Origin of the sequence: Marinihelvus fidelis, from assembly GCF_008725655.1 — a bacterium.
Taxonomy (GTDB): domain Bacteria; phylum Pseudomonadota; class Gammaproteobacteria; order Xanthomonadales; family SZUA-36; genus Marinihelvus; species Marinihelvus fidelis.
In genome coordinates this window covers 68,658-92,311 of sequence record NZ_VYXP01000003.1, presented here as the reverse complement: position 1 = coordinate 92,311, position 23,654 = coordinate 68,658, and the positions used below count along the sequence as shown (strand labels likewise).

The window sequence follows — 23,654 nt, the reverse complement described above, 5'->3', positions numbered from 1 at the left end:
AAACTTTTTTGTGTCCGCGGCCAAAATAACCATGGGGTCCTAACCGTTTGAAATTGCTCAGATCGACCGCCACGGTCGGGGGCGCGACCATCGCCTCGCGAATACTGGGTTTCCTGCGCGACGTGGTGCTGGCCCGGTGGTTTGGCGCCAGCGGCGAGACCGACGCGTTTTTTCTCGCCTTCAAGATTCCCAATTTCATGCGCCGGCTGTTTGCCGAGGGCTCGTTTTCGCTGGCCTTCGTGCCGGTGCTGTCCGAACTGAGAGAGCAGGGCGACCGCCGCCAGCTGAAGCGCTTTATCGACAACGTCACCGGCGCGCTGGCGTCGTTCCTGGTCGTGCTCACAGCCATCGGCGTGCTGGCGGCGCCGCTGGTGCTGGGGCTGTTCGCGCCGGGCTGGTGGCTGGAGGGCCGGCCCGAGTTCGCGCTGTCGGCGGACATGCTGCGCATCACCTTCCCATACATCCTGCTGGTGTCGCTGGTGGCACTGGCGGGCGGCATCCTGAACAGCTTCGAGCGCTTCCTGGTGCCGGCGCTGACGCCCATTTTGCTGAACCTGTCGCTGATTGGCTGCGCCGTGTTCCTGTCCGGGCACCTGGCCGTGCCGGTGATGGCGCTGGCCTGGGGTGTGTTGCTGGCGGGCGTGCTGCAGTTGCTGTTCCAGGTGCCGGCGCTGATGCGCCTGGGCTTGCTGCCGCGGCCGCGCTGGGGCTGGGGCCAGCCGGGCGTGACCCGGGTGCTGAAGCTGATGGTGCCCACGCTGATCGGCTCGTCCGCCGCGCAGGTAAACCTGCTTATCGACAGCGTGATCGCCACCTTCCTGGTCACCGGCAGCGTGTCCTGGCTGTACTACTCGGATCGCCTGCTGGAGTTTCCGCTGGGGGTGTTCGGCGTGGCGCTGGCCACCGTGATCCTGCCCAACCTGTCACGCAAGCACGCGGCCAGGAGCGCCGAGGCGTTTTCTGACACGCTGGACTGGGCCCTGCGGCTGGCCATGCTGATCACGCTGCCGGCGGCGGTGGGTCTGGTGGTGCTGGCGGGGCCGATCCTGTCGACGCTGTTCCAGTATGGCGCGTTCAGTGCCGAGGACGTCGGCATGGCGAGGATCAGCCTGGTGGCCTATTCCGTGGGCCTGCCGGCCTTCATCGCCGTAAAGGTACTTGCGCCCGGTTTTTACGCGCGCCAGGACACCCGCACGCCGGTGCGTTACAGCCTGCTGTCCATGGGCGTAAACGTGGTGCTCAACCTGGCCTTCGTCGGCGGCTTGCTGTGGTGGGGGTTCGTCGGCCCGCATGCCGGCCTGGCGGCGGCCAGTTCGGCCTCGGCGGTACTGAACGCCAGCCTGCTGTTCCGCGGCCTGCGCCGGGCCGGGGTGTACACGCCGGTGCCGGGCTGGACGCGCGTGTTGCTGGGCGTGGTGCTCGCCTGCGCGGCGATGGTCGCCGTGCTGGCCTGGCTGGCGCCGCCGGTGGACAGCTGGGCCACGTTGAAGGCGCCGGCGCGGGCCGGACAGCTGGCGTGGGTGATCCTGGCCGGTGCCGCGGCCTATGGGCTTGCGGCCCTGGCCTGCGGCCTGCGGCCCGGGCATTTCAGCCGCGGCAGCCATTGACGACATTGCTATAATCCGCAACCTTGGAAACCCAGCGGGACACCCACAGTATGCGCTTCTTCCGGGACCCGCCCGACCCCGGGCCCGACGGCCCGACGGTCGTCACCATCGGCAACTTTGACGGCGTCCACCTGGGGCACCAGGCGCTGATCCGCCGTTGCCGACAGGTGGCCGGTGAAAGCGGCCGGGTGGCGGTGGTGACCTTCGAGCCGCTGCCACGTGCGTGGTTCAGCCCGGACACGGCGCCGCCGCGCCTGGCCGGCCCCGCGCAGAAGCTGGCGCTGCTGCAGTCCGCGGGCGTGGACCTGGCCTGGGTGATGCGTTTTAATGGTCGATCGGCCGCGCTGGGCGCGGATGATTTTGTCACCCGGGTGCTGGTGCAGGGCCTGGCCGCCACCCACGTGGTGATCGGCCATGACTTCCGCTTCGGCTGCGGCCGTGAAGGCGATTTCGATCGCCTGCGTGAACTGGGCCGGGCGCACGGTTTTGGCGTCGAGGCACTGGCGCCGGTACAGGTCGACGGCCAGACCGTGTCGAGCACCGTCGTCCGCGCCGCGTTGACCGCGGGCCGGTTCGACCAGGCCGCAGCCGCGCTGGGGCGTCGGTACACGCTGTGTGGTCGCGTCATTCGCGGCCGGCAACTGGGCCGCAAGCTGGGCTACCCGACCGCCAATGTGCGGCCGCCCCGCGGCGGCAGCCCACTGGCGGGTATTTACGCCGTCCACGCGCGCGTTGCTGGCGGTCCGTGGCGGCCCGGCGTCGCGAGCCTGGGCCACCGGCCGGCGGTGGGTGGTGGCGAGGCGCTGCTGGAGGTGCACCTGTTTGATTTCGACGGTGACCTCTACGGGCAGCGCCTGGAGACACGTTTCGTGGAATGGATCCGCGAAGAACGGAATTTTGATGACCTGGCCGCGTTGACGGCGCAGATGAACAACGATGAAGACAGGGCGCGCGCCATCCTGGCGGCGGCGACCCCGGAAGACTGAGACGATGGATTACAAAGCGACGATCAACCTACCGCGCACGGCGTTCCCGATGAAGGCCAACCTGGCGCAGCGCGAGCCGAAGATGCTGGAGCAGCAGGCGGGCCTGTACGAGCGCATCCAGGCCGCCACCGCCGATCGTCCGACGTGGATCCTGCACGACGGACCGCCGTACGCCAACGGCGACATCCACATTGGCCACGCGGTCAACAAGGTGTTGAAGGACATCGTCGTCAAGTCGCGCCTGCTGGCCGGCTTTCACTCGCCGTATGTGCCGGGCTGGGATTGTCATGGCCTGCCGATCGAACTGCAGGTGGAGAAGAAGGTGGGCAAGGTCGGCCAGAAGGTCGACGCGCGCACATTCCGCGCCGAATGCCGCAAGTACGCGACCCGGCAGGTTGATCGCCAGCGCGAAGGGTTCAAGCGCCTGGGCGTGCTGGGCGACTGGGACAACCCGTACCTGACGCTGGATTTCAAATTCGAGGCCGACATGGTGCGCGCGCTGGCGGAGATCGTCGCCCGCGGCCACGTCACCCAGGGCGCCAAGCCGGTCAACTGGTGTTTCGACTGCGGTTCGGCGCTGGCCGAGGCCGAGATCGAGTACCAGGACCGTGAGTCCCCGGCCATCGACGTGCTGTTCACGGCTGACGACCCGACCGCTGTGCTGGGCGCTTTTGGCGTCGAAGCTTTCGACGGCGATGTCGGCATCCCCATCTGGACCACCACGCCGTGGACGCTGCCGGCCAACCAGGCCGTGGCGCTGAATGCCGAACTGGCCTACCAGCTGGTCGCCGGCGACTGGCGCGGACGTCGCGTGGCGCTGGTGCTGGCCGCGGACCTTGCGGCCACCGTGGCGGAGCGGGTGGGCCTGGACAACATGCAGGTCCTGGGCGAGGCGGCCGGTGCCGCGCTGGAGCACCAGCGCCTGGCCCACCCGTTCTACGACCGCGATGTGCCCGTGGTACTGGGCGAGCACGTGACCACCGACGCCGGTACCGGCGCTGTGCATACGGCGCCCGGCCATGGTGAGGAGGACTTCGCGGTTGGCCGTGAATACGACCTGCCGGTCACCAACCCGGTGGGGCCGAACGGCGTCTATGGCGAGGACACGCCGCTGGTGGGCGGGCAGTTCGTCTGGAAGGCCAACGCGTTCATCATCGACCTGCTCGAGACCAACGGCGTGCTGCTGCACCACGAGGCCTTCCACCACAGCTATCCGCACTGCTGGCGGCACAAGTCGCCGACCGCGTTCCGGGTTACGCCGCAGTGGTTCGTGTCGATGGAGAAGGAAGGCCTGCGCGACGACGCGCTGGCGGCCATCGACACCGTGCGCTGGGTGCCCGGCTGGGGCAGGGACCGCATCCACAACATGATTGCCGGCCGCCCGGACTGGTGCATCTCGCGCCAGCGGACCTGGGGCGTGCCGATCACACTGTTCGTGGACGCGAAAGATGGCGCGCTGCACCCGGATACCCCGGCGCTGATGGCGGCCGCCGCGGACATGATCGAGGCCGAAGGCGTCGACTGCTGGTACGAAGACGATATTTTCGAGCGCCTGGGTGTCGACCCCGCGCGCTACCAGAAGGTCACGGACATCCTGGATGTCTGGTTTGATTCGGGCGTCACCCACCGCTGTGTGCTGGACGAGAACCCGGCGCTGAGCCGGCCGGCCGACCTGTACCTGGAAGGCTCCGACCAGCATCGCGGCTGGTTCCATTCGTCGCTGTTGACCTCGGTAGCCATGCACGGCGAGGCGCCGTACCGCCAGGTACTGACCCACGGTTTCACCGTGGATGCCGACGGCCGCAAGATGTCCAAGTCCGTCGGCAACGTGGTGGCGCCGCAGGACGTGATCAACACGCTGGGCGCGGACATCCTGCGCCTGTGGGTGGCCGCGGCCGATTACCGGCAGGAAATGTCGGTCTCCAACGAGATCCTGAACCGCGTGGCCGATGCCTATCGCCGCACGCGCAACACGGCGCGCTTCCTGCTGGGCAACCTGGACGGCTTCGAGCCGCGCCTGGCGCTGGCGCCGGAAGACATGCTGCCGCTGGACCGCTGGGCGGTCGACCGTGCCGCAAGGCTGCAGGCCGAGATCGAACAGGCCTACGAGGACTACGAGTTCCTGCAGATTTACCAGAAGGTGCATCACTTCTGCGCCGTCGACCTGGGCGCGTTCTACCTGGACATCATCAAGGACCGCCTGTACACCACCGGCCGCGACAGCCTGCCGCGCCGTTCGGCGCAGACGGCCATGCAGCACATTCTCGAAGCGCTGGTCCGCTGGATTGCGCCGGTGGTCAGTTTCACCGCGTCCGAGATCTGGGCGGAACTGCCGGGCGTACGCGAGGACAGCGTGTTCCTGGCCACCTGGTACGACGGCCTGTTCACGCTGGACGACGACGACGACCGTGAGCGCTGGCGCCACGTGATCGCCGCGCGCGAAGTGGTCAGCCGGGGAATCGAGGCCCTGCGCAAGGCCGGCGACGTAGGTTCCTCGCTGGCCAGCGAGGTCACCGTGTATGCCGAGGGCGACGCCTACGACGCGCTGGCCTCGCTGGGTGACGAACTGCGCTTCGTCCTGATCACCTCCGGTGCCGAACTGGCGCCGCTGGCCGACGCGCCGGCCGACCTGGAGCGCGTGTCGCTGGACGGCGGCAAGGTCGCGGTTGCCGTGAGTGCCTCCGGCAACGCCAAGTGCGTACGCTGCTGGCACCAGCGCGCGGATGTCGGCAGCCATGCCGAACACCCGGAGCTGTGCGGCCGCTGCGTCGAGAACGTTGACGGTGAGGGCGAGGTTCGCCGGGTCGGCTGATGGCGAAGCAGAACCGTAACCCGGCCGTGTTCGGCTGGCTGGCGCTGGCGGCCGTGATCGTGGTGCTGGACCTGTGGACCAAGCACATCGCCGTGCAGTCGCTGGACATGTACCGGCCGGTGGAAGTGTTCTCGTGGCTGAACATGACGCTGGCGCACAACACCGGCGCCGCATTCAGCCTGCTGGCCAATGCCGGCGGCTGGCAGCGCTGGTTGTTCACCGGCCTGGCCGTGGTGATTACCGTGGTGTTGCTGGTCTGGATGCTGCGCCTGCAACGCGGCGAATGGCGCCTGGGCCTGGCCCTGGGCCTGGTCATGGGCGGTGCTATCGGCAACCTGGTTGACCGGGTCCGACTGGGCTACGTGGTTGATTTTATTGATGTCCACGTGGCCGGCTGGCACTGGCCAGCATTCAACCTGGCCGATTCGGCCATCACCTGCGGTATTATTATCCTGCTCCTGGATGCCTTCTTCAGCCGCGAGAAATGAGCCGAACACGATGAAACTGCTACTCGCCAACCCGCGCGGATTCTGCGCCGGCGTCGACCGCGCCATCGAGATCGTCGAGCGCGCGCTGGAACTGTTTGGCCCGCCCATTTACGTGCGCCACGAAGTGGTACACAACCGTTTCGTCGTCGACGACCTGCGCGCCAAGGGCGCCGTCTTCGTCGATGAACTCAGCGCCGTGCCGGATGACCAGACCGTGATTTTCAGCGCCCACGGCGTCAGCCAGCGCGTGCGTGAGAACGCCGCCTCCCGTGGCCTGAAGGTATTCGATGCCACCTGTCCGCTGGTCACCAAGGTGCACATGGAGGTGGCCCGCCACTGCCGCGCCGGCCTGGGCGTGGTGCTGATCGGCCACGCCGGCCACCCCGAGGTGGAAGGCACCATGGGCCAGTGGTCCGACGACGCCGCCGGCGACAACCAGATCTACCTGGTGGAATCCGTAGAGGACGTGGCCACGCTGGAGATCGCCCACCCGGACAACGTGGCCTACGTGACCCAGACCACGCTGTCAGTGGACGACACCCAGGCGATTATCGCCGCCTTGCGCGACACGTTTCCGCAGATCGTCGGGCCCCGCCGTGACGACATCTGCTACGCCACGCAGAACCGCCAAGACGCCGTTCGCACGTTGGCGCAGCAGGTTGACCTGGTGCTGGTGGTGGGTTCGGTTAACAGTTCGAACTCCAACCGCCTGCGCGAACTGGCGGAGAAGCAGGGCATCCCGGCCTACCTGGTTGACGGCGCTGATGATGTCCGCGACGAGTGGCTGGACGGTGTAAAGGCCGTTGGCGTTACCGCCGGTGCCTCGGCGCCCGAGGGCCTGGTACAGGGCGTGATCGCGCGCCTGCGTGAAGCCGGTGCCGGCGCCGCCGAGGAAATCGATGGGATCCCGGAAAACCTGGAATTTGCCCTACCAAGGGAACTGCGCCTGCAACTGCGCGCCTGAGCGCAGCCGAATCACGCGCGCTAAAGCGCGTTCCAGCATTTCACTGTCCCCAGGCGACCATCTGCACTGCGTGCGCCATCATGCGAGAGTGACAGGGCCCCACAGCTATCGCGGCGCTGCGCGCCCTGCGGGGTCGCCCGCAGCGTGTAGCCATCGCTGGCCCCGGCCGACGCGCCCGCGTAGTTGAACTGGTAGCGGGCGCTGGATGCCGGCTGGCACTGCCCGGTGTCGTAGTGGCCGTCAATCGCCCGCAGCCGCTCCTGGCAAGCCGCCGTTACCATCAGCACGCCCAGCGCATCGGCGCGGTGCGCGCGCAGGCCGTGACGAAGGTAGCTGGGCGCTGCCAGTGAAAGCAGGATGGCCACGATCGCCACCGCGATGATCACTTCGACCAGGGTGAAGCCACGCGCACGGCCAGGGCGTTTCACAACCGTCGTCGCCAGGCCATACGGCCGCAATGGGTGGGCTGCGCCAGCCCCAGGCAGTAACCCGGTGCGGGCCACGTATCCGGAAACGCGTCCCGCCAGCTGGCGTCACCCCATGGACGCGCGATGATGCTTTCGATGACCACCGGCGTGCCTGAAGGGTAGGGCGTGGCACGGGCGGTGACACGGTAGTAGGTGATCTCGGGCTGCCCCGCGGTGGTGCCGGCGGCGGCATGGTGCAGTTCCTCCACTAGCCAGCGCCCGACCGGCCCCCGGTCCGGCGCGCGGTCAGCCAGCGTGCCACCGGTGATGGGATCGCTGCCATCGGCCCGCGCATGACTCAGCCACCAGCTTTCCGGCTGGTACTCCAGCAAGGGTGGCAGATCATTGGCCGGATGAACTGGCGGGCCGCCGGCGCAGTTCGAGCCGCAGGCCGGCGGCCGGCTCGTCCCGTCCAGGCCGTGCAGCCATTGCTCTGCCCAGCTGAGCGCGGATTTCGCGGCCCGCAACGCGGCCCGCTCGGCAGACAGGTTGGCCGCGACCCGCACCTGAACCTGGCTGTCACCGGCCCCCGCCATGGCGACCAATGACAGAGACGCCAGCAACAGCACGCAGAGCACCAAGGCTACACCCGATTGCCGCGGCAGCGCATGACCCGGCCGCCGCATCACTGCACCCGCCCGGCGATGGCAACCGCCGCATGGCTGACGACACGGGCGTGCCCGTCATCAGCCGCGTTGACCGTGGTGCCCAAAAGGTCGTGGGCACCACCGTGGTCCGCGAATAAAGGACCGGGGCTGGCCAGCAGGAAGGCAAACCGCACCCCCAATATCCGGCTTTCTTCCTGCCATTGGCCAGCCCTGACCCAGCGGTTGGCAACGCCATCCGCATCCGTGTCCTCGGCGTACAGCACCTGGAAGTTGTCCACGTGCTCGACCACGCCGAGGTTGTTGATCTGTGTCGTCAGCGACGATGAGTCCGCGCCGTAACGGCACTGCCGCACCAGGCTCCCGTCCCTGACATGAAAGCGGTTGATTTCGAGATAGTGCGCCGGCCCGCCACCCGGGCCCGCCACCGGGTTATCGCTGCCGTAGCAGTTGCGCGGAGAACGCCGCTGGACCTCGAGACGGTCACCATGGGCATTGAACTCGTCGGCACTGCCCGCCGTGACCGCCGGTAACGGTCCGGACCAGGGGTCCGGCTGGTAGCCGGCGCCGCCGACAGGGCCGAGCAGCGTCCGCACCGCGAGCCGCGCGTGCTCGTGCAACCGGGCGGTTTCGTCCTGCACCCGCCAGGCCCCGCCCACGGATTGGGTGACCCGCACCAGGCTGGTGGTGACCAGCGCACCAATGGCCATTGCCACCAACAACTCGACCAGGGTGAAGCCGCGCGCCGTCATGGCAGCACCACCACGTGTCGCATCGGCGTGCCGGCCGGAGAGCGCCACAGCACCTTGACCACGTAGCGGCCGGTGCCATCACAGGCGGCATCGGACGGATCCCCGTCGCCCGGGCTGGCGTCACGGCAGACGGCCCCCAGGCCGCCTGGAAGCCGATCCGCAACGCGCAGTGCCCAGTCGGCGGCGAAATTACGGGTGAAGGACGCAGGCGGGCAGGGCGATCCCAGGCCACAGGAGGAAGGCGCTGTTCCGCCGCCGTTCCAGTCGTCGTAGCCGGCGGCACCAAACCGCAGCAATTCGGCAGCCTCGGACGCCAGGCCAACCGCCTGTGAATGCGCCCGGGCGCCACCGGTATCGGCAATGCCCACCAGGGAAAGACGCGCCAGTGCGGCCAGGCCAACCGACATCACCGTGATGGCGATCAACACTTCGACCAGGCTGAATCCCCGATGGCCAGTCATGACACGTCCCCTGTTGAATGCTCAGACGCGGGACCATCCCGCGTGTAGACAGTGTCCCCAGGCCCGGCCGCCACCGATACCGCAAACCACCTCAAAAAAGTGTAGGAAATTGCCGCGCCGATGTTGTCTGAAGGCCCTGATTTGCCTATACTCTGCGCCCTTCCCGGAGCCGGATTAGCTCAGTTGGTAGAGCGGCGCATTCGTAATGCGTAGGTCAGGTGTTCGAATCACCTATCCGGCACCATTTTTCCCCAAGTCCTTCAGTCCAGCGGCGATCGCGCGCCCAGCGCACCCCGCGCTTAACAGCCAGTTAAGTCAAAACGCCTCGATCTCCGGTTTGCCCATTTCAGCCGGATGGCGCTTGTCCGTTATCATGCAGTCATGAAGAAACTACATTGGATCATTGGAGGCCTGTTTGCGGGCGCCCTGTATTCCTGGCTCGTCACTGTCACGCTGGAACGAAGTCTCGCGTTTGCCTGGCCTGAATGGTACGCCGGGTTTGCAGAGGGTAACGAGCGAACCGCCTTGTTCCTTTGGAACGCCGGGGTCGTGTGGCTGCCTTGCTTGCTTTTAGCGTTGGCCATCGGCTTCGCACTCATTAGGTTTGTACGCGGCGCTGCGTTTGAAGCGGCAGTATTTGGGGCTGTGCTATCGCTTCTGTATTCGCTCACGGGCTCCCAGGCGCGCGACATATTGAGCGTGCTATTGGACTTCAACACCTTGGTCGTCGTCACATTGTTGCCTCTGGGAGTGTTGCTGCTGCAACGGCATAGAAAGCCACTGGACCCTAATGCCAGCGACGCTGGCGCCGGTTAGTTCAGAAGGTTATGCAGCAAGTTGTTGCGTGATGCGCAACGCGCTATCATGAGCATGTGATCAAGTCATTCCGGCACAAGGGCCTTAGGAAGTTCTATGAAACGGGCAGCGTGGCGGGCGTTCAGTCCGGTCACAAAATCCGGCTCCGAATGATTCTTTCGGCATTGGAAACCAGTCTGGAAATCGGAGATATGGATGTTCCGGGCTTCAAACTGCATCCGCTAAAAGGCCGGTTGAAAGGGCGTTGGTCGGTGTCTGTAAGCGGCAATTGGCGTATCACGTTCGAGTTTCGTGACGGAAATGCTTACGTTTTGGACTACAAGGATTATCACTGATGGCCATGCACAACCCACCACATCCTGGAGAGTTTATCCGCTCGGTTTACCTGGAGCCGTTTGAACTCAGCGCCCGTGCATTGGCGGACAAGTTGGCTGTCTCACCATCCACGCTCAACCGCATCATCACCGGAAAGAGCGGGGTGAGTCCGGAGATGGCGCTGCGGCTGTCCAAGTCTCTCGGGCGCTCGCCGGAAAGTTGGTTGGCCATGCAGGACGCCTATGATCTGTGGCAGGCAAAGCGTCACGCAAAACTTGATGGTGTGCGGCAAGTTGAGTTTGCGGCGTAACAATCCATGTGAAACGCAGCCAGGGGCTGCTAAGACGTCAACTTCGCGGCCGCTGTTTAATTCAGACTTTAGTCGGCATGGCTGCTGGCACCCAAAGTCGACTTTTGTACCAACGCGGTCAGTTATGAGCAACAAGCGAGCCCTTCTTGTCCCAGTTTGAATTCATATTCGTCCTGATTTCCATTATCGCGGGTCTCGCACTGGCCCAGCTTCTGGCTGGCATGACGCGTCCGCCGAAAGATCCGAACGGCCGGCTTGATGTTGCTCACGTCGCATTCTCCTTTGGCGTTACCGTGCTTCTCATTACGATTTGGTGGTCGACGTTTCGCTGGCAAACGTACGAGCCGTGGACAGTCATCGAGTTTCTTCTGCTGTGCTTTTACATCTCTCTGTTTTACGTCAAAGCGGTGATTCTCAGCCCCTTGAGGGCTTCTGAGCTGCCTTCATTTGATGAAATACGAGGCAAGTTTTTTGCCGTGATGATTCTCTACTGCGCTGTAGAGCCGGTGGTCATTTATCTGCGCGATGGCGAATTAGCCCCCTGGTGGTACCTGCCCATGATGGTTCACTTCGGCGTGTTAGCTGGACTGGGCATCTATCTGCGAAAAGCATGGTTCGATCGGCTGTATGCGCTCTGGTTCTGCATCGTCAACATTGCCTGGATCTTTCTTGCCCGATTCACTGGGTAGAAAACGTCCGCTGAGGTTTGTATGACTGGGCTCTGAATCTACGGAGTAATCCATTGAAAACGTTATCGCCATTGCTTTTGTTGAGTGCCGCCCTGTTAACCGCTGCGGCCGATGCCAATGCTGCCGAAACCATCGCCATAAACCAGACCAACAAATCCCCCCTGTTCGACGGCCGTTGTGACAAAGATGAATGGCAAGCAGCCACAAAGTTTGAACTGCCGGCACAGGTTTCCCTTTACCTGATGCACGATGAAGATTCCCTGTTTGCCTGCGCCAGGGGTAAAACCGAGGATTACACGGTTATCGATCTCGACACCGATGTGTCGACCTGGGGTACGTTTTCTTTTTCTGAAACTGGAGCACCACCATGATCAACCTCGACCAATACACAAGTGCATTCTGGGGGCTGTTCGTCGTGCTCCTCGTCCTGCTGGTCCAATGGCTCGTGGCCAGTGGCTCGAAGGCGTTGCGGGAGGGCGCCATCCCCGGGAAGATTGATCCGTCCCTCAGTCACTCGTCCTTTGTCTTCAGGGCCCACCGTACCTTTATGAATTCGCTGGAGAATTTACCGGCGATGCTGGGTGCGTCTTTTCTGGCCATCCTGGTGGGCGCAAGCGCGTTGTGGACCGGTGTATTCATCTGGGTCTTCGCCGCGGCGAGAATCGCCCACATGGCGCTGTACTACGCCATTGCGACGGAGAAAAACCCCAGTCCCAGGTCGTATTTCTTCATGCTCGGCTCGCTGGCCAATATCGGTCTGCTGGGTTTGTGCGCCGTCACGCTGGTCTGACCGCACGCATGACGTCACCCAACGAAGGCATTACCCGTTCAAATCGAACATCCGGCCTTCTCCCCGTTTTGCTGTTCTGGGCCGGGTATGTCGCCATTACCCTGGCGGTGGGTTTCGCCACTGCGCTGCTGATTCGCTCTGAAGTCTGGCAGCTGACGGCCTGGGGCTTCATCAGCAGCGCCGGCCTCATCGTGTTGACGAGGTTCTTCATAAAGAAAGACGCGCCAGGCGGCAAAGACCCCGGCCTGGCGGTGAGCCGGGCGGCATGGGGCAACCTCTCGCTGGGGCTGCTGATTGGCGTCGTTTCCTTCGGCGTCCACGTGCTGATCGTCTCACTGTTTGCCGGCCCCGTCCGTTTCGAGGTGGTGCCGGGTGTGGGCGCCATGGTCGTCATCATCTTTTTCGCCCGGTTCCTGGCGACATCCTGCATGGAAGAGATCGGTTTTCGCGGCTATGCACTGCAGCGCCTGGAAGAGGGCATGGGGACGTGGTGGGCGGTGATCGTCACCGCCGTGGTTTTCGGCCTGAGTCACCTGCTCTATGGCTGGAGCCTGCAGACGATTCTGCTGGGTGTGATTCCGGGCGGCCTGCTATGGGGGATGAGTGCGGTGGCCACGCGGGGCATCGCCATGCCCATCGGCCTTCATGCCGCCTGGAATTTTGCGGGGTGGTCCGCCGGCAACCGGTCCGAAGCGGGCCTGCTGAGCATGGTCATTGACGACGACGCGCTGGCGCGGACGCAAATGGTGGGCACCATCAGTTACCTGGTGATTTTCGTGTCGCTGACGATGGTTTTCTGGATCGTGCACCGGCGGAGATCCCGTGGGGCATGAGTGAGCAGGGCTAAAACGTAGACGAGGTTCAACCATGGCATATGTAGACGGTTACGTGCTTGCAGTTCCGATTGAAAACAAGGCCGAGTACATCCGGCTGGCTGAAGAATCGGCTGTCGTGTTTAAGGACCATGGCGCGTTGTCCGTGGTGGAGAACTGGGCGGATGACGTGCCCGATGGCGAGTTGACCTCGCTGCCGATGGCGGTGAAATGTGAGCCTGGCGAGGTAGTGGTGTTTTCCTGGATCACCTGGCCGTCGCGGGAAGCCCGGGATGCGGGCAACAAGGCTGTGATGGAAGACCCCCGCATGCAGGATTGGGACATCAGCAAGATGCCGTTCGATGGCAAGCGCATGATCTACGGCGGTTTCTCCAACATCGTGGCGCGTTAGGCCCAGCGGGCATGTCGAAGTCTGAGCAACGCTATTTCGAAATGAACCGCGCCGGCTGGGACCGGCGGGCGGAGGCTCACTTCGGCTCCCGATTCTACGATGTCGATGGTTTCCTGGCGGGGCGCACGTCGCTGCGCGAGATCGAGCTGGCCGAGATGCCGGACGTGGCGGGGCGGCGGCTGTTGCACCTGCAGTGTCATTTCGGCCTGGACACGCTGTCCTGGGCGCGGATGGGCGCGGTTTGCACCGGCGTGGACATTTCGCCGGTGGCGATTGGCAAGGCCCGTGAGTTGGCCGTTCTTGCCGGGGTCGAGGCGCAGTTCATCTGTGCTGATGTCTATGGCTACCAGGCCGATGCCCCCGGCGCGTTCGACACCGTGTTCACGTCCTATGGCGCCATCTGCTGGTTGCCGGACCTGGCGCGCTGGGCGCAGGTGGTGGCGCGCAACCTGGCCGTGGACGGTACGTTCTACATGGTCGAGTTCCACCCCATTCATGACCTGCTGGCGGGGTACGCCTACTTCACACGGCCGGAGCCCGACATCGAGGAAGAGGGCTCGTACACGGAGAACGGCGCCGATGTTGTCGCACCTCTGGCGACCTGGGCCCACCCCGTGTCCAGCGTGATCAACGCGCTGGTTGGCGCGGGTATCGGTGTAGAGTGTGTCAATGAATTTCCCTACAGCCCCTATGACTGTTTTGATGGCCTGGTGGAACGCGAGCCCGGGCGGTTCTATCTCGAACACAGGGGGCATGATGTGCCGATGGTCTACAGCATTCGCGGGCGTAAAGTGGCCTGAAATGAGCCCCGAATGAGTTCACAGGGGGCAGGCTACTCCGGCACGCCACTGGCGACCAAGCTGGGCATCAAGGCGGGTTCTCGGGTGAAGGTGCTCGGTGCGCCGGCGCATTTCCCCGGACTGCTGGCCCCGTTGCCGGAAGGCGCCGTCGTGTCTTCCCGGCTGCGCGCGCCGGTGGATATCTTTCACCTGTTCACCACTTCGCGGGCCCGGCTGCGGCGTTTGCTGCGGCAGGGGCTGGGCGAGATCCCGCAGGACGGCGCCATCTGGGTGTCATGGCCGAAGAAGTCATCCGGTGTGGCCTCGCAAGTTACCGAGGACGTGATCCGGGAGGTCGCGTTGCCGATGACGCTGGTCGACATCAAGGTGTGTGCCGTGGATGAGACCTGGTCGGCGTTGAAGCTGGTGGTCCGCAAGAGCCATCGCCAATGACGTCGGCGGTCATCGATATCACGCGCCAGAGGGATCGACGGGCGGTCCGCCGGCACGCCCTGGCCGCGCTGGGTTTGCTGCACCGGCAGCCGTTCGGGCGCGGGCTCGGGGGCACTGCCAAGGCGTTTGGGCACCTGGGCTACGTGCAGATCGACTCGATCTCCGTGGTCGAACGGGCGCATCATCACGTGCTGCATTCTCGCGTGCCGGGCTTCGAGCCCTCGATGATTGACCGCCTGCTGCATCGCCGCGAGATTTTCGAGTACTGGTCACACGCGGCGGCGTTCCTGCCGATGAGTGACTTCCGGTATTCCCTGCCGTACAAGGACGCCATCAACCGCGGCCAGGTGCACTGGAACCGCAACCCTGACACGAAGCTGATGAACGAGCTGCTGGCGCGGGTTCGTAGCGAAGGCCCGCTGAAATCGCGCGACCTGGACAATCCGTCCACCCGGCGCGAAGGCTGGTGGGATTGGAAGCCGGCCAAGAAGGCCCTGGAGCAGTTGTACATGCGCGGCGACCTGATGGTCAGCGACCGCGAGGGCTTCCAGAAGACCTATGACCTGGCCGAGCGGGTGTTGCCAGCCGACGTTGACTGCTCGATGCCCAGCCTTGAGGAGCAGGCCGCTTACCTGCTCGACCAACAGCTACGCTCCCACGCCTTCGTCACCCTGAAGGGAGTGACCTACCTGCGCAAGGGCGCGCCCCTGCGGGCGGCGGTAAAGGCGCTGGTTGACGCGCGCCTGGCGGCCGGCGAGCTTGAGCAGGTGCGCGTCGACGGCACCGTGTTCCTGTGCCAGGCCGGCCTGCTGCAGCGCCCCATGCCGCGCGCCGCCCAGCGGCTCTCCATCCTGTCGCCGTTCGACCATGGCGTGATCCAGCGGGAGCGGCTGGAGGCGCTATTCGGCTTCCAGTACCAGCTCGAATGCTACCTGCCCGAGGGCCGGCGCCGATATGGCTATTTCTCGTTGCCGCTATTGTACCGCGACCGCTTTGTCGGCCGCATGGACTGCAAGGTCCATCGCAAGGCGCGGCGGCTGGAGATCAGGACCCTGCACTTCGAACCGCAGGGTGTCGATGACGAAGCGCTGATGGCGGCGTTCTGCGAGGCGCTGGAGGCGTTCATGGCCTTCCAGGGGTGCGACACGGTTTCGGTGGGGCGGGTCGAGCCGGTGGAGGCGGCGCAGCGGGTTGCCAGTGCGCTGCGGCAGCGGTTCTGAAAGCGGCCCTAGGTGCGGTTGATCGAGACGCCGCCATCGACCAGCATCGCACTCCCGGTCATGAACGATGCGGCGGGTGAGGCCAGGAACAGCGCCGCTTCGGCCAGTTCCTCGGGGCGGGCGATACGTTTCAGCGCGTGCAGGTTGGCGACCTGTGCCAGCGCTTCCGGCGTGTCATTCATTTCAGCGGCCATTGGGGTGTCGGTACCGCCGGGTAGCAGCGCGTTGACGCGGATGCCCTGGGGGCCGAATTCCGCCGCCAGGGCCTTCACCAGCCCGGTGAGGCCGGCCTTGCTGGCGGCATAGGCCGCAACACCGGGAAAGCCCACGGTGTGGCCGACGAATGTCGAGGTAAAGATCAGTGAGCCCGTGCCGCGCCTGAGCAGGGCAGGCAGCTGGTAACGCGCGCACAGGAACGCGCTGGTCAGGTTGATATCCAGCGTGCGCTGCCAGCCGGCCAGCGAGATATCGGTTGTGGGGCCCATTTCACCCATGGTGCCGGCGTTGTTGAAGGCGATGTCGAGCCCGCCGAACCGCGATTCCGCGGTCTCCACCAGTGCCCTGGCCGTCGAATCCTCGCAGATGTCACCCGCCACGGCGACGGCGCGGCCGCCCGAGTGCTTGATCTCCTCGGCCAGTTGGTCCAGTTCGGGCTGCCGGCGGGCCGAAACCACCACTGCGGCACCTTCGCGCGCAAACGCCAGCGCCGTGGCGCGGCCGATGCCACTGCTGGCGCCGGTGACAATCGCCACCCTGTTTTCCAGTGTATTCATTCCGTTGGTCCAACCGTCGTTGTTCATGATGGGGTGATTGTGTGGCCCATGGGATTGCCGTGCCGGCCATAAACGGCCCTGGCATGCACGAATGACACACGGGTGTTCTATGCTTGCCCCACCAGGCTCACTCGGGATGAATCATGAACGCACCATGCTGGCGAATGATGGTTGGCTTGTTGGTCCTGTTTTCTTCGGCCGCGATGGCGCAGCCGGAGAATGGGCCGCCGCGCTGGGTCACTGAAGGTCCGCGCCTGGCTGAAGGGCCTGCGGCATTCGAGGTGCCGTTGCAGGTCATCGCCACCAAGCTCTATGCGGACGTGGAGATCGGCGGACAGACGGTTCGTTTCGTGGTCGATACCGGTTCCCCTTCGATGATCGATTCGGCGCTGGTCGACGCGCTGGGGCTGCCGGTGGTGGGCGAAAGCCAGGGCACGGACGCGCACGGCACGGTGATCCGCAGTCGCATCGTCCAGGCGGACATCCGCGTGGGTGGGGTGGGTTTCACGCGGGTGCCGATGTTCGTGGCTCCGTTTGCAGACAATGCCGCCACGCGCGCCATTGTCGGGGACGGGGTGCTCGGCTCGGAATTGCTGGCGCTTGGGGGGTGGCAGTTCGACCTGCGCAGCGGTGTGCTCCGGTTCGACGCGCAGGCGGAAAACCTGCCGCACGTGGACACGTCGCGGAAAACGCCATTGCATGATTTTGGCTATCCGCATGCGCCGATCTTCGACGTGCGTTTTGCCGAGCAGGCGCGCAGCAAGGCCATGCTCGACACCGGCTCGCCCGGTTATTTCGCCATTTCTCCGCCTGACCTGGAAGGCGCGGCGAAGGCCGGCGGTATCGGGCGGGAAATTCAGGGTTACGGCTCACCCGGCGCATCGCTGGGCGGCCAGGCGCCGGATGCCGAGCAATGGATGGGTGAGATGCCGACGTTTTCGTTGGCAGGCCTGGCGCCCGCCCGGGTGGAAGCCATCCGGCGCGAACGGTCACCCAGCCTGCTGGGGGCGCGCTGGCTCGAGCATTTCATCATCACGCTGGACGCCACGGGCGGTTCGGCGTGGTTCCATGAGTATGCCGGCAAGCCGTTCGCCCATGCCGCGTTCGGCTTCACCCTGGCTTTCGACGATGCGGTATCCGTGGCCATGGTATGGGAAGGGTCGCCCGCCGCCCGTGCGGGCCTGGCGCCGGGCCTGGTACTGACGGCGATCAACGGCGAAGCGCCTGCGCTGACCGAAGACGGCATCCACGCGGCGCTGGCGGCCATGCAGGCCAACGAGATCGCGCTGGCCTGGGAGGGTGGGTCCGCGGTGCTCGGCCAGCGCACAAGCCTTTTGGATTCCGGCATTTTGGATTCCGGGCAGGCCCGGGACTAAACTGGGAATTGAACACCGTCAGCAAACACCATTTACCGTTCACACAGGAGCGATTGACGATGGGTAATCCAGTAGGTTGGTTTGAGATTTACGTGTCTGACATGGATCGGGCGCGGGGGTTTTACGAAACAGTCCTGGGCGTCAAACTGGAGGCCCTGGGTGACCCCAATGACCCAGGCATCCTGATGATGGCGTTTCCATCAGACATGGAGCGCTACGGCGCAGGCGGCGCGCTGGTCAAAATGGAGGGGTTCCCGGTGGGTAACAACAGCGTCCTGGTCTATTTTTCCTGCGAAGACTGTGCCATTGAAGAATCCCGCGTGGCGGCAGCCGGTGGCAAGGTTGAGAAGACCAAGTTCTCCATTGGTGAATACGGGTTTATCTCCCTGGCCATCGATACCGAGGGCACCATTTTCGGTTTGCACTCACTGAAATAAGGAAGCGGGGGAGCCATGTCAAAAGGGTTTAAGCCGGTCGTCAGCATGGGCGACCTCGACCTGGAGCCGTTCAGCCAGGGTGCGCATTACGCTTCAAGCGATGCGGGCGTGAGTGAGGCGCTACGGTTGACTCAACTCGGCGCGAGTTATTGCGAAGTGCCCCCGGGTAAGGCGGCGTGTCCGTTTCATGTCCATCATGTCGAGGATGAAATGTTCGTGATCCTGGAAGGCAGCGGCACTTATCGCTTTGGCGATACGCGCTACGCGGTTGCCGCTGGCGATGTTCTCGGTGCACCCCGGGGCGGTCCGGCCTATGCGCACAAGTTAACCAATACCGGTGATACGACCCTGCGGTACCTGGCGATCTCTTCCCGGTCGGATACGGATGTCTGTGAGTACCCGGATTCGGGAAAATTCCTGGTCGCCAGCCGAAAATCACTGGGGTTTGAACGACGATTTGAGTACATCGGGCGGAAATCGGAAGGCCGGGACTACTGGGAAGGCGAGGACAGTGCTGACTAGCAGTTGTACGCCGATCTGAGTGTTTGCAGAAACTTGAGTGCGCAAGCAATGCATTATATAATTGCGGCATCAATGAATTATTAAGGAGTACGCAAGTGAAAGCTCATGATGATCGCGACCTGGTGGTCCGGCTGGACCGCGCCGTCGGCAAGATCCAGAAGCAGTTGGGGGTGGCGCTGTCCATCCATGGTGTCGGGCTTTCCGAGTACCTGGTCCTGCGCCAGTTGCATGACGCCACTGACAATCGGCTGCGCCGGATTGACCTGGCCGAGCGGGTGGGGCTGACGGCGTCGGGCGTCACGCGGTTGCTGAACCCGATGGAGAAAATCGGCCTGGTGGCGAAAGCGTCTTCCGCGCGTGACGCGCGGGTCAGCCTGGTGTCATTGACCGAATCGGGGCGGCGCGTGTTCGAAGAGTCTGACGGCACGTTTGCAGAGGTCGCGGCACAGGTGCTGTCGCGTATCGACCCGGCCGACCGGCGTGGGCTCGAAAACGTGCTGCGTGCGCTAGACTGACAGAGGGCGGCGCGGCTGGCCACGCCGCCCTTGCCTGGCCTGGATGGTGTGGGGGAGACCATGAAAACGCTGCCTGGTGTTGCTGTCACGATTGTCGCGCTGGTGGCAATGGTTTTAGCTGCGGTCTATGTGCTGAGTGAGCGTGCCCTCAGGGACGTCCAGACCCCGGCAGCGTTCAAGCATATGGTTCCTTCTGGCGCCGCCGCCCTTGAACATGGCCGGCACGTGGCCCGTACACGCGGCTGCTTCGGCTGCCATGGCCAGCAGTTGCAAGGGCAGGTGTTCGACGATGAGTGGGACTGGGTGGCTCGGGCCGTGCCGCCGAACCTGGCGCAGTGGGCCAGGCAACATGACCTGGCGACGTTCGAGGCGGTGATCCGTCATGGCGTTGGCAGCGACGGTCGTGCGCTGTGGTCGATGCCGTCCTACAACTGGGTTCACCTGCGGGATGATGACCTGGTGGCCATGTTTGCCTTCCTGCGTTCAGCGCCAGTGGTCGAGTCGGCATTGCCGGCTCCGCGACTGGGCTGGCGCGCGCGCTGGTGGCTGGCCACTGGCGAGGAAAAGCACATGGCCGCCTGGGCCGATGCTGTTCCGCCACTGCGAGAAGGGCTGGCAGACGAGCAGTTGAGGCGTGGTGAGTATCTCGCCATGACCACGTGCAATGAATGCCACGGCCTGGATGTGCGTGGTTCGCAATCGCGCGGCATCGGGCCGCCGGACCTGGCCATCGTCGCGGGGTACCTGGAGCCCGATTTTCGGACCCTGATGCGTGAAGGGGTTGCCTTGGGTGGGCGGGAAACACACCCGCTGATGGCGATGATCGCGCGTGACCGCTTCGCCCATTTCAACGAGCAGGAACTGGACGACCTCTATGCGTTCCTGTCGAGCCTGCCGGCCGAGCCGGTGCCAGGGGACGTGTTCTGGCGTTCACCATGAAAAAAGCCCTGGCACCGGGGGAGGGTGCCAGGGCTGAAGATCCACCAGTCAGTATTAAGGCTCACACACACACACGCACACACTGGTGGTTTTGCCGGGGCGCCGATGCGCGCCAAAGGAGGAGTCCGCGACGGGCACACGCACCTGCTTCGACTCCCGGCAGCCGTTCCACTCACCCCGTCGCCGAATTACGAAACGAAGGTTACGCCCGTGCACGGGAGTGCGCTTGCGCAATTAGGACAGTCGTTTGACCGAAGGGGAGTGTCAGGCGGTGACGCGCCAGCCCGTGTAAATACAGAATCCGGCCAGCAGCACCGCGCCTTCCCAGCGCGCCAGCCGTGAGCCGGTAACGATCAGCCGCAGCAGCACGGCGCCGGAGAGCAGGAACACCAGCAGGTCCACCAGGTTCACGTCGCCGCGCTCCAGCGGGTGGATCAGCGCGGTAATACCCAGGACCGACAGGACGTTGAAAATGTTTGAGCCGACGACGTTGCCAATGGCCATGTCGCCATAGCCGCGCCAGGCGGCGATGGCGGTGGTGGCCAGCTCGGGCAGGCAGGTGCCGACGGCGACCACGGTCAGGCCGATCACGGTGGGCGACAGGCCGATGTTGCCGGACAGGTCGAGTGCGCCGTGGACGAAAAGACGACCGCCCGCGAGCAGGGCGACCAGGCCGATGCCCAGCATCAGCAGGTCCAGCCAGACCGGCCGGTCGCGGCCATGAATCGCGCCTTCGAAGCTGGCCTGGGCGGGTTCGGTTTCGCGCCTGGCGGCCAGTACGTTGACCCAGACATAGATGATGATGCCGAGCGCCAGGATGCCACCCTCGGCCTGGCCGATGTTGCCGTTGACCAGGAAGAACCAGGCCAGCGCGGAAACACCCAGCATGACGTAGATATCGTTGCGAACAGCGCGGACATCCAGGCCCATCGGCCGCACCAGCACGGCCACACCAAGCACCAGGCCGATGTTGGCAATATTGGAGCCGACCACGTTGCCCACGGCCAGGCCGCCTTCGCCCAGCGTGGCCGCCTCGATATTGACCACCAGTTCCGGTGCACTGGTGCCGAAGGCGACGATGGTCAGGCCGGTGGCCAGCGATGACAGGCCCAGGCGCATGCCCAGCGCGGCCGCGCCGCGCACGACGCCCTCGCCGCCGGCAACAAGCAGCACCAGCCCGGCCAGCAGGTAGCCGAGAATCGACAGTGTCATGGGGTCCCCCCTTCAAAGACCGCACCATTCTACCCAACGCGGCGCGTTGGCCAAACCGGTATTTGGAGCGATAGACTGGCGCTCTCATTGTTGCGGTTGGGTGGGCAGATGGCAGGTGCTGAAGAGGACATCCTGGTGGCAGTCGATGCCGCGCTGGCGACCCATGGTGCCCGGGCCGACCGCCTGCTGGAGATCCTGCGCACGGTGCAGGCCGAGTTGGGCTGGATACCGCCCGCGGCAGTGCCCGCCATCGCCCGTGCAATCGACCGCTCGCGGGCCGAGGTTCAGGGCGTCATCGGGTTTTACCATGATTTCCGCCAGCAGCCCGGTGGCTCGGAAACCCTCTGGGTGTGTCGTGCCGAGGCCTGCCAGGCCATGGGCGCCGATCGGCTGGAGGCGCATGTGCGCCAGCGCCTGGACGTGGACTGGCATGGCACCACCGCGGACGGGCGCTTCACGCTCGAGCCCGTGTATTGCCTGGGCAACTGCGCCTGCACGCCGTCGATCCGGATTGGAGACGATGTCTATGCGCGCGTGACCCCCGAGCGCTTCGACGCCATCCTGGCGCAGCGGGAGGGTGGCGAATGATCCGCGTCTTCGTGCCGCGTGACACTACCGCGGCGGCGCTGGGTGCCGACCGGGTGGCCGCGGCCATCGTTGCCGAAGCGGCGCGCAGCGGCATCCCCATCGAACTGGTCCGCAACGGCTCGCGCGGGGCGTTCTGGCTGGAGCCACTGGTGGAGGTCGAGGACGGGCGTGGCCGGCGGCTGTTCGGGCCAGTAAATGTCGAGGATGTGCCCGGCCTGTTCGCCTCGGGCTTTCCATTTGACTGCGATCACCCGCTGGCGCAGGGCGCGCCGGACGATGTCGAATGGCTGGCCACGCAGCAGCGGGTGACCTTCGCGCGGGCCGGGGTCATCGACCCGGTCTCGATCCGGGACTACATGGCGCATGGCGGTTTCAAAGGATTAGAGGCGGCGCTCGGCATGGCGCCGCAGGCGATCGTCGACGTGATCAAGGCCTCCGGGCTGCGTGGACGGGGTGGGGCGGCTTTTCCCACCGGCATCAAGTGGCAGACCGTGCTGGATACGCCGGCGGCGCAGAAGTACATCGCCTGCAATGCCGACGAAGGCGATTCCGGCACCTTTGCCGACCGCCTGCTGATGGAGGCGGACCCGTACCAGTTGCTGGAGGGCATGGCGATTGCCGGCCTGGCGACCGGTGCGACCCTGGGCTTGATCTACCTGCGCTCGGAGTACCCGCGGGCACGGGATGTGCTGGAGCAGGCCATCGCGCTGGCGCGGGCCGGCGGCTACCTGGGTGATGACCTGCTGGGCTCCGGCAAGGCCTTCGACATCGAGTTGCGGCTGGGCGCGAACGCGTATATCTGCGGTGAAGAGACGTCCATGCTCAACAGCCTGGAAGGCCGTCGCGGGCTGGTGCGTTTCAAGCCGCCATTACCGGCCATCAAGGGGCTGTTCGGCCAGCCGACCGTGATCAATAACGTGCTGACGCTGGCGGCGGCCTCGACGATTCTGTCCGACGGCGCCGGGGCCTATGCCGGGCTGGGGGCGGGGGACTCGAAAGGTACGCTTACCGTGCAACTGTCGGGCAACATTGCCCGCGGTGGCCTGGTCGAGGTGCCGTTCGGCACGCCGCTGTCGACGCTGTTGCGCGAATACGGTGGCGGCACCGCCAGTGGCCGCGCGATGCGCGCGGTGATGGTGGGTGGGCCGCTGGGCACCTACCTGCCCGAATCGCTGTGGGATACGCCATTGGACTACGCATCCTTCGCCGACGTGGGCGGCATGCTCGGGCATGGCGGCGTGGTGGTGTTCGACGACACCGTCGACATGGCCCGGCAGGCGCGCTTCGCCATGGCCTTCTGCGCGCTGGAGTCCTGTGGCAAATGCACGCCCTGCCGTGTGGGCTCGGTTCGTGGTGTTGAGGTTCTGGATAAAATAATAGGCAACAATGATATAGAGAATAATATTAAAGTATTAAATGATCTTTGTGACACCCTGGTCGACGGGTCGCTATGCGCCATGGGCGGGCTGACGCCGCACCCGGTACGCAGCGCGCTGTCGCACTTTCCCGAAGATTTTCGTGACCGTTAAATACGAAATGATATTCATGAATAGG

Annotated in this window: 29 protein-coding genes and 1 tRNA gene; 24 read left to right on the top strand and 6 right to left on the bottom strand. The window is 64.8% G+C overall.

Features of this window, described 5'->3' with window-relative positions; all coding sequences use genetic code 11:
* Nucleotides 1-47: 47 nt before the first annotated feature.
* From murJ to ispH, 5 genes are read left to right on the top strand one after another with little or no spacing between them, the layout of a single operon-like run.
* On the top strand, nt 48-1,607 hold the full coding sequence (gene murJ / locus F3N42_RS04815; RefSeq protein ID WP_150863255.1) for a murein biosynthesis integral membrane protein MurJ: 1,560 nt from the start codon (nt 48-50) through the stop codon (nt 1,605-1,607).
* A 50-nt stretch (nt 1,608-1,657) separates the two neighbouring features.
* A complete protein-coding gene (locus F3N42_RS04810) occupies nt 1,658-2,593 on the top strand; it encodes a bifunctional riboflavin kinase/FAD synthetase (protein ID WP_150863254.1) in 936 nt (311 codons plus the stop codon).
* Nucleotides 2,594-2,597: 4 nt separating this feature from the next.
* Entirely contained in the window at nt 2,598-5,405 is a 2,808-nt protein-coding gene (gene ileS / locus F3N42_RS04805; protein WP_150863253.1) for an isoleucine--tRNA ligase, read from the top strand.
* Entirely contained in the window at nt 5,405-5,893 is a 489-nt protein-coding gene (gene lspA / locus F3N42_RS04800; protein ID WP_224784714.1) for a signal peptidase II, read from the top strand. The genes ileS and lspA overlap by 1 nt, the downstream gene beginning before the upstream one ends.
* 10 nt (nt 5,894-5,903) lie before the next feature.
* Nucleotides 5,904-6,857 carry a 4-hydroxy-3-methylbut-2-enyl diphosphate reductase gene (gene ispH / locus F3N42_RS04795; protein WP_150863252.1) on the top strand — a complete coding sequence of 318 codons (954 nt, stop codon included), beginning with the start codon at nt 5,904-5,906 and terminating at the stop codon, nt 6,855-6,857.
* Nucleotides 6,858-6,877: 20 nt separating this feature from the next.
* Here the strand turns inward: ispH and F3N42_RS04790 are convergent, their stop codons facing one another.
* The 4 genes from F3N42_RS04790 to F3N42_RS04775 are packed head-to-tail and all read right to left on the bottom strand — an operon-like array spanning nt 6,878 to nt 9,142.
* Entirely contained in the window at nt 6,878-7,285 is a 408-nt protein-coding gene (locus F3N42_RS04790) for a type IV pilin protein (RefSeq protein ID WP_191621237.1), read from the bottom strand.
* A complete protein-coding gene (locus tag F3N42_RS04785; RefSeq protein WP_150863251.1) occupies nt 7,282-7,950 on the bottom strand; it encodes a pilus assembly PilX family protein in 669 nt (222 codons plus the stop codon). The genes F3N42_RS04790 and F3N42_RS04785 overlap by 4 nt, the downstream gene beginning before the upstream one ends.
* A complete protein-coding gene (locus tag F3N42_RS04780) occupies nt 7,950-8,681 on the bottom strand; it encodes a PilW family protein (RefSeq protein WP_150863541.1) in 732 nt (243 codons plus the stop codon). The genes F3N42_RS04785 and F3N42_RS04780 overlap by 1 nt, the downstream gene beginning before the upstream one ends.
* A complete protein-coding gene (locus F3N42_RS04775) occupies nt 8,678-9,142 on the bottom strand; it encodes a prepilin-type N-terminal cleavage/methylation domain-containing protein (RefSeq protein WP_150863250.1) in 465 nt (154 codons plus the stop codon). Before F3N42_RS04775 ends, F3N42_RS04780 begins: the two co-directional genes overlap by 4 nt.
* Before the next feature lie 168 nt (nt 9,143-9,310).
* Here F3N42_RS04775 and F3N42_RS04770 point away from each other — a divergent pair.
* From F3N42_RS04770 to F3N42_RS04715, 12 genes are all read left to right on the top strand, one after another.
* Nucleotides 9,311-9,386 (top strand) — tRNA-Thr (locus F3N42_RS04770).
* A 137-nt stretch (nt 9,387-9,523) separates the two neighbouring features.
* A complete protein-coding gene (locus F3N42_RS04765) occupies nt 9,524-9,958 on the top strand; it encodes a hypothetical protein (RefSeq protein ID WP_150863249.1) in 435 nt (144 codons plus the stop codon).
* A gap of 56 nt (nt 9,959-10,014) precedes the next feature.
* Entirely contained in the window at nt 10,015-10,293 is a 279-nt protein-coding gene (locus F3N42_RS04760) for a type II toxin-antitoxin system RelE/ParE family toxin (protein WP_150863248.1), read from the top strand.
* Nucleotides 10,293-10,583 (top strand): HigA family addiction module antitoxin, encoded by a 291-nt coding sequence (locus tag F3N42_RS04755; protein ID WP_150863247.1) that lies wholly within the window; start codon nt 10,293-10,295, stop codon nt 10,581-10,583. The genes F3N42_RS04760 and F3N42_RS04755 overlap by 1 nt, the downstream gene beginning before the upstream one ends.
* A gap of 146 nt (nt 10,584-10,729) precedes the next feature.
* Entirely contained in the window at nt 10,730-11,272 is a 543-nt protein-coding gene (locus F3N42_RS04750) for a hypothetical protein (protein ID WP_150863246.1), read from the top strand.
* Nucleotides 11,273-11,325: 53 nt separating this feature from the next.
* Entirely contained in the window at nt 11,326-11,643 is a 318-nt protein-coding gene (locus F3N42_RS04745) for a hypothetical protein (protein WP_224784712.1), read from the top strand.
* Entirely contained in the window at nt 11,640-12,062 is a 423-nt protein-coding gene (locus F3N42_RS04740) for an MAPEG family protein (RefSeq protein WP_150863245.1), read from the top strand. Before F3N42_RS04745 ends, F3N42_RS04740 begins: the two co-directional genes overlap by 4 nt.
* 8 nt (nt 12,063-12,070) lie before the next feature.
* A complete protein-coding gene (locus F3N42_RS04735; RefSeq protein WP_150863244.1) occupies nt 12,071-12,895 on the top strand; it encodes a CPBP family intramembrane glutamic endopeptidase in 825 nt (274 codons plus the stop codon).
* 34 nt (nt 12,896-12,929) lie between these two features.
* Nucleotides 12,930-13,286 carry a DUF1428 domain-containing protein gene (locus F3N42_RS04730; protein WP_150863243.1) on the top strand — a complete coding sequence of 119 codons (357 nt, stop codon included), beginning with the start codon at nt 12,930-12,932 and terminating at the stop codon, nt 13,284-13,286.
* Between the two features lie 11 nt (nt 13,287-13,297).
* Nucleotides 13,298-14,086, top strand: a complete 789-nt coding sequence (locus tag F3N42_RS04725; protein WP_150863242.1) for a class I SAM-dependent methyltransferase — start codon at nt 13,298-13,300, stop codon at nt 14,084-14,086.
* A gap of 12 nt (nt 14,087-14,098) precedes the next feature.
* Nucleotides 14,099-14,518: a DUF3052 family protein gene (locus F3N42_RS04720; protein WP_150863241.1), complete on the top strand. Its 420-nt coding sequence runs from the start codon at nt 14,099-14,101 to the stop codon at nt 14,516-14,518.
* Nucleotides 14,515-15,738, top strand: coding sequence for a winged helix-turn-helix domain-containing protein (locus tag F3N42_RS04715; protein WP_150863240.1), 1,224 nt, complete (start codon nt 14,515-14,517; stop codon nt 15,736-15,738). Before F3N42_RS04720 ends, F3N42_RS04715 begins: the two co-directional genes overlap by 4 nt.
* An 8-nt stretch (nt 15,739-15,746) precedes the next feature.
* Here F3N42_RS04715 and F3N42_RS04710 read toward each other — a convergent pair whose 3' ends face one another.
* Nucleotides 15,747-16,511 (bottom strand): SDR family oxidoreductase, encoded by a 765-nt coding sequence (locus F3N42_RS04710; RefSeq protein ID WP_150863239.1) that lies wholly within the window; start codon nt 16,509-16,511, stop codon nt 15,747-15,749.
* A 143-nt stretch (nt 16,512-16,654) separates the two neighbouring features.
* On the opposite strand from F3N42_RS04710, the gene F3N42_RS04705 reads away from it, so the two are divergent.
* The 5 genes from F3N42_RS04705 (at nt 16,655) to F3N42_RS04685 (ending at nt 20,300) form a co-directional block, all read left to right on the top strand.
* A complete protein-coding gene (locus F3N42_RS04705; protein ID WP_150863238.1) occupies nt 16,655-17,887 on the top strand; it encodes a retropepsin-like aspartic protease in 1,233 nt (410 codons plus the stop codon).
* Nucleotides 17,888-17,946: 59 nt separating this feature from the next.
* Nucleotides 17,947-18,324, top strand: coding sequence for a VOC family protein (locus F3N42_RS04700; RefSeq protein ID WP_150863237.1), 378 nt, complete (start codon nt 17,947-17,949; stop codon nt 18,322-18,324).
* A 45-nt stretch (nt 18,325-18,369) separates the two neighbouring features.
* On the top strand, nt 18,370-18,846 hold the full coding sequence (locus tag F3N42_RS04695) for a cupin domain-containing protein (protein ID WP_224784710.1): 477 nt from the start codon (nt 18,370-18,372) through the stop codon (nt 18,844-18,846).
* 95 nt (nt 18,847-18,941) lie between these two features.
* Nucleotides 18,942-19,361 carry a MarR family winged helix-turn-helix transcriptional regulator gene (locus F3N42_RS04690; RefSeq protein WP_150863235.1) on the top strand — a complete coding sequence of 140 codons (420 nt, stop codon included), beginning with the start codon at nt 18,942-18,944 and terminating at the stop codon, nt 19,359-19,361.
* 60 nt (nt 19,362-19,421) lie between these two features.
* On the top strand, nt 19,422-20,300 hold the full coding sequence (locus F3N42_RS04685) for a c-type cytochrome (protein WP_150863234.1): 879 nt from the start codon (nt 19,422-19,424) through the stop codon (nt 20,298-20,300).
* A 264-nt stretch (nt 20,301-20,564) separates the two neighbouring features.
* Here F3N42_RS04685 and F3N42_RS04680 read toward each other — a convergent pair whose 3' ends face one another.
* Entirely contained in the window at nt 20,565-21,512 is a 948-nt protein-coding gene (locus F3N42_RS04680) for a calcium/sodium antiporter (RefSeq protein ID WP_150863233.1), read from the bottom strand.
* A 108-nt stretch (nt 21,513-21,620) separates the two neighbouring features.
* Between F3N42_RS04680 and F3N42_RS04675 the strand changes: the two genes are divergently transcribed.
* Together F3N42_RS04675 and F3N42_RS04670 are read left to right on the top strand one after the other, a co-directional pair.
* Complete coding sequence (locus F3N42_RS04675; RefSeq protein ID WP_150863232.1) at nt 21,621-22,100, top strand: formate dehydrogenase subunit gamma; 480 nt, start codon at nt 21,621-21,623, stop codon at nt 22,098-22,100.
* On the top strand, nt 22,097-23,629 hold the full coding sequence (locus F3N42_RS04670) for a formate dehydrogenase beta subunit (protein WP_150863231.1): 1,533 nt from the start codon (nt 22,097-22,099) through the stop codon (nt 23,627-23,629). The genes F3N42_RS04675 and F3N42_RS04670 overlap by 4 nt, the downstream gene beginning before the upstream one ends.
* Nucleotides 23,630-23,654: the final 25 nt, after the last annotated feature.

Coding starts and splice junctions, on each gene's coding strand:
- F3N42_RS04810 (WP_150863254.1), top strand. CDS start 1,658: ATGCGCTTCTTCCGGGACCCGCCCGACCCCGGGCCCGACGGCCCGACG.
- ileS (WP_150863253.1), top strand. CDS start 2,598: ATGGATTACAAAGCGACGATCAACCTACCGCGCACGGCGTTCCCGATG.
- lspA (WP_224784714.1), top strand. CDS start 5,405: ATGGCGAAGCAGAACCGTAACCCGGCCGTGTTCGGCTGGCTGGCGCTG.
- ispH (WP_150863252.1), top strand. CDS start 5,904: ATGAAACTGCTACTCGCCAACCCGCGCGGATTCTGCGCCGGCGTCGAC.
- F3N42_RS04785 (WP_150863251.1), bottom strand. CDS start 7,950: ATGCGGCGGCCGGGTCATGCGCTGCCGCGGCAATCGGGTGTAGCCTTG.
- F3N42_RS04780 (WP_150863541.1), bottom strand. CDS start 8,681: ATGACGGCGCGCGGCTTCACCCTGGTCGAGTTGTTGGTGGCAATGGCC.
- F3N42_RS04775 (WP_150863250.1), bottom strand. CDS start 9,142: ATGACTGGCCATCGGGGATTCAGCCTGGTCGAAGTGTTGATCGCCATC.
- F3N42_RS04765 (WP_150863249.1), top strand. CDS start 9,524: ATGAAGAAACTACATTGGATCATTGGAGGCCTGTTTGCGGGCGCCCTG.
- F3N42_RS04755 (WP_150863247.1), top strand. CDS start 10,293: ATGGCCATGCACAACCCACCACATCCTGGAGAGTTTATCCGCTCGGTT.
- F3N42_RS04740 (WP_150863245.1), top strand. CDS start 11,640: ATGATCAACCTCGACCAATACACAAGTGCATTCTGGGGGCTGTTCGTC.
- F3N42_RS04735 (WP_150863244.1), top strand. CDS start 12,071: ATGACGTCACCCAACGAAGGCATTACCCGTTCAAATCGAACATCCGGC.
- F3N42_RS04730 (WP_150863243.1), top strand. CDS start 12,930: ATGGCATATGTAGACGGTTACGTGCTTGCAGTTCCGATTGAAAACAAG.
- F3N42_RS04725 (WP_150863242.1), top strand. CDS start 13,298: ATGTCGAAGTCTGAGCAACGCTATTTCGAAATGAACCGCGCCGGCTGG.
- F3N42_RS04720 (WP_150863241.1), top strand. CDS start 14,099: ATGAGTTCACAGGGGGCAGGCTACTCCGGCACGCCACTGGCGACCAAG.
- F3N42_RS04715 (WP_150863240.1), top strand. CDS start 14,515: ATGACGTCGGCGGTCATCGATATCACGCGCCAGAGGGATCGACGGGCG.
- F3N42_RS04710 (WP_150863239.1), bottom strand. CDS start 16,511: ATGAATACACTGGAAAACAGGGTGGCGATTGTCACCGGCGCCAGCAGT.
- F3N42_RS04705 (WP_150863238.1), top strand. CDS start 16,655: ATGAACGCACCATGCTGGCGAATGATGGTTGGCTTGTTGGTCCTGTTT.
- F3N42_RS04700 (WP_150863237.1), top strand. CDS start 17,947: ATGGGTAATCCAGTAGGTTGGTTTGAGATTTACGTGTCTGACATGGAT.
- F3N42_RS04695 (WP_224784710.1), top strand. CDS start 18,370: ATGGGCGACCTCGACCTGGAGCCGTTCAGCCAGGGTGCGCATTACGCT.
- F3N42_RS04685 (WP_150863234.1), top strand. CDS start 19,422: ATGAAAACGCTGCCTGGTGTTGCTGTCACGATTGTCGCGCTGGTGGCA.
- F3N42_RS04680 (WP_150863233.1), bottom strand. CDS start 21,512: ATGACACTGTCGATTCTCGGCTACCTGCTGGCCGGGCTGGTGCTGCTT.
- F3N42_RS04675 (WP_150863232.1), top strand. CDS start 21,621: ATGGCAGGTGCTGAAGAGGACATCCTGGTGGCAGTCGATGCCGCGCTG.
- F3N42_RS04670 (WP_150863231.1), top strand. CDS start 22,097: ATGATCCGCGTCTTCGTGCCGCGTGACACTACCGCGGCGGCGCTGGGT.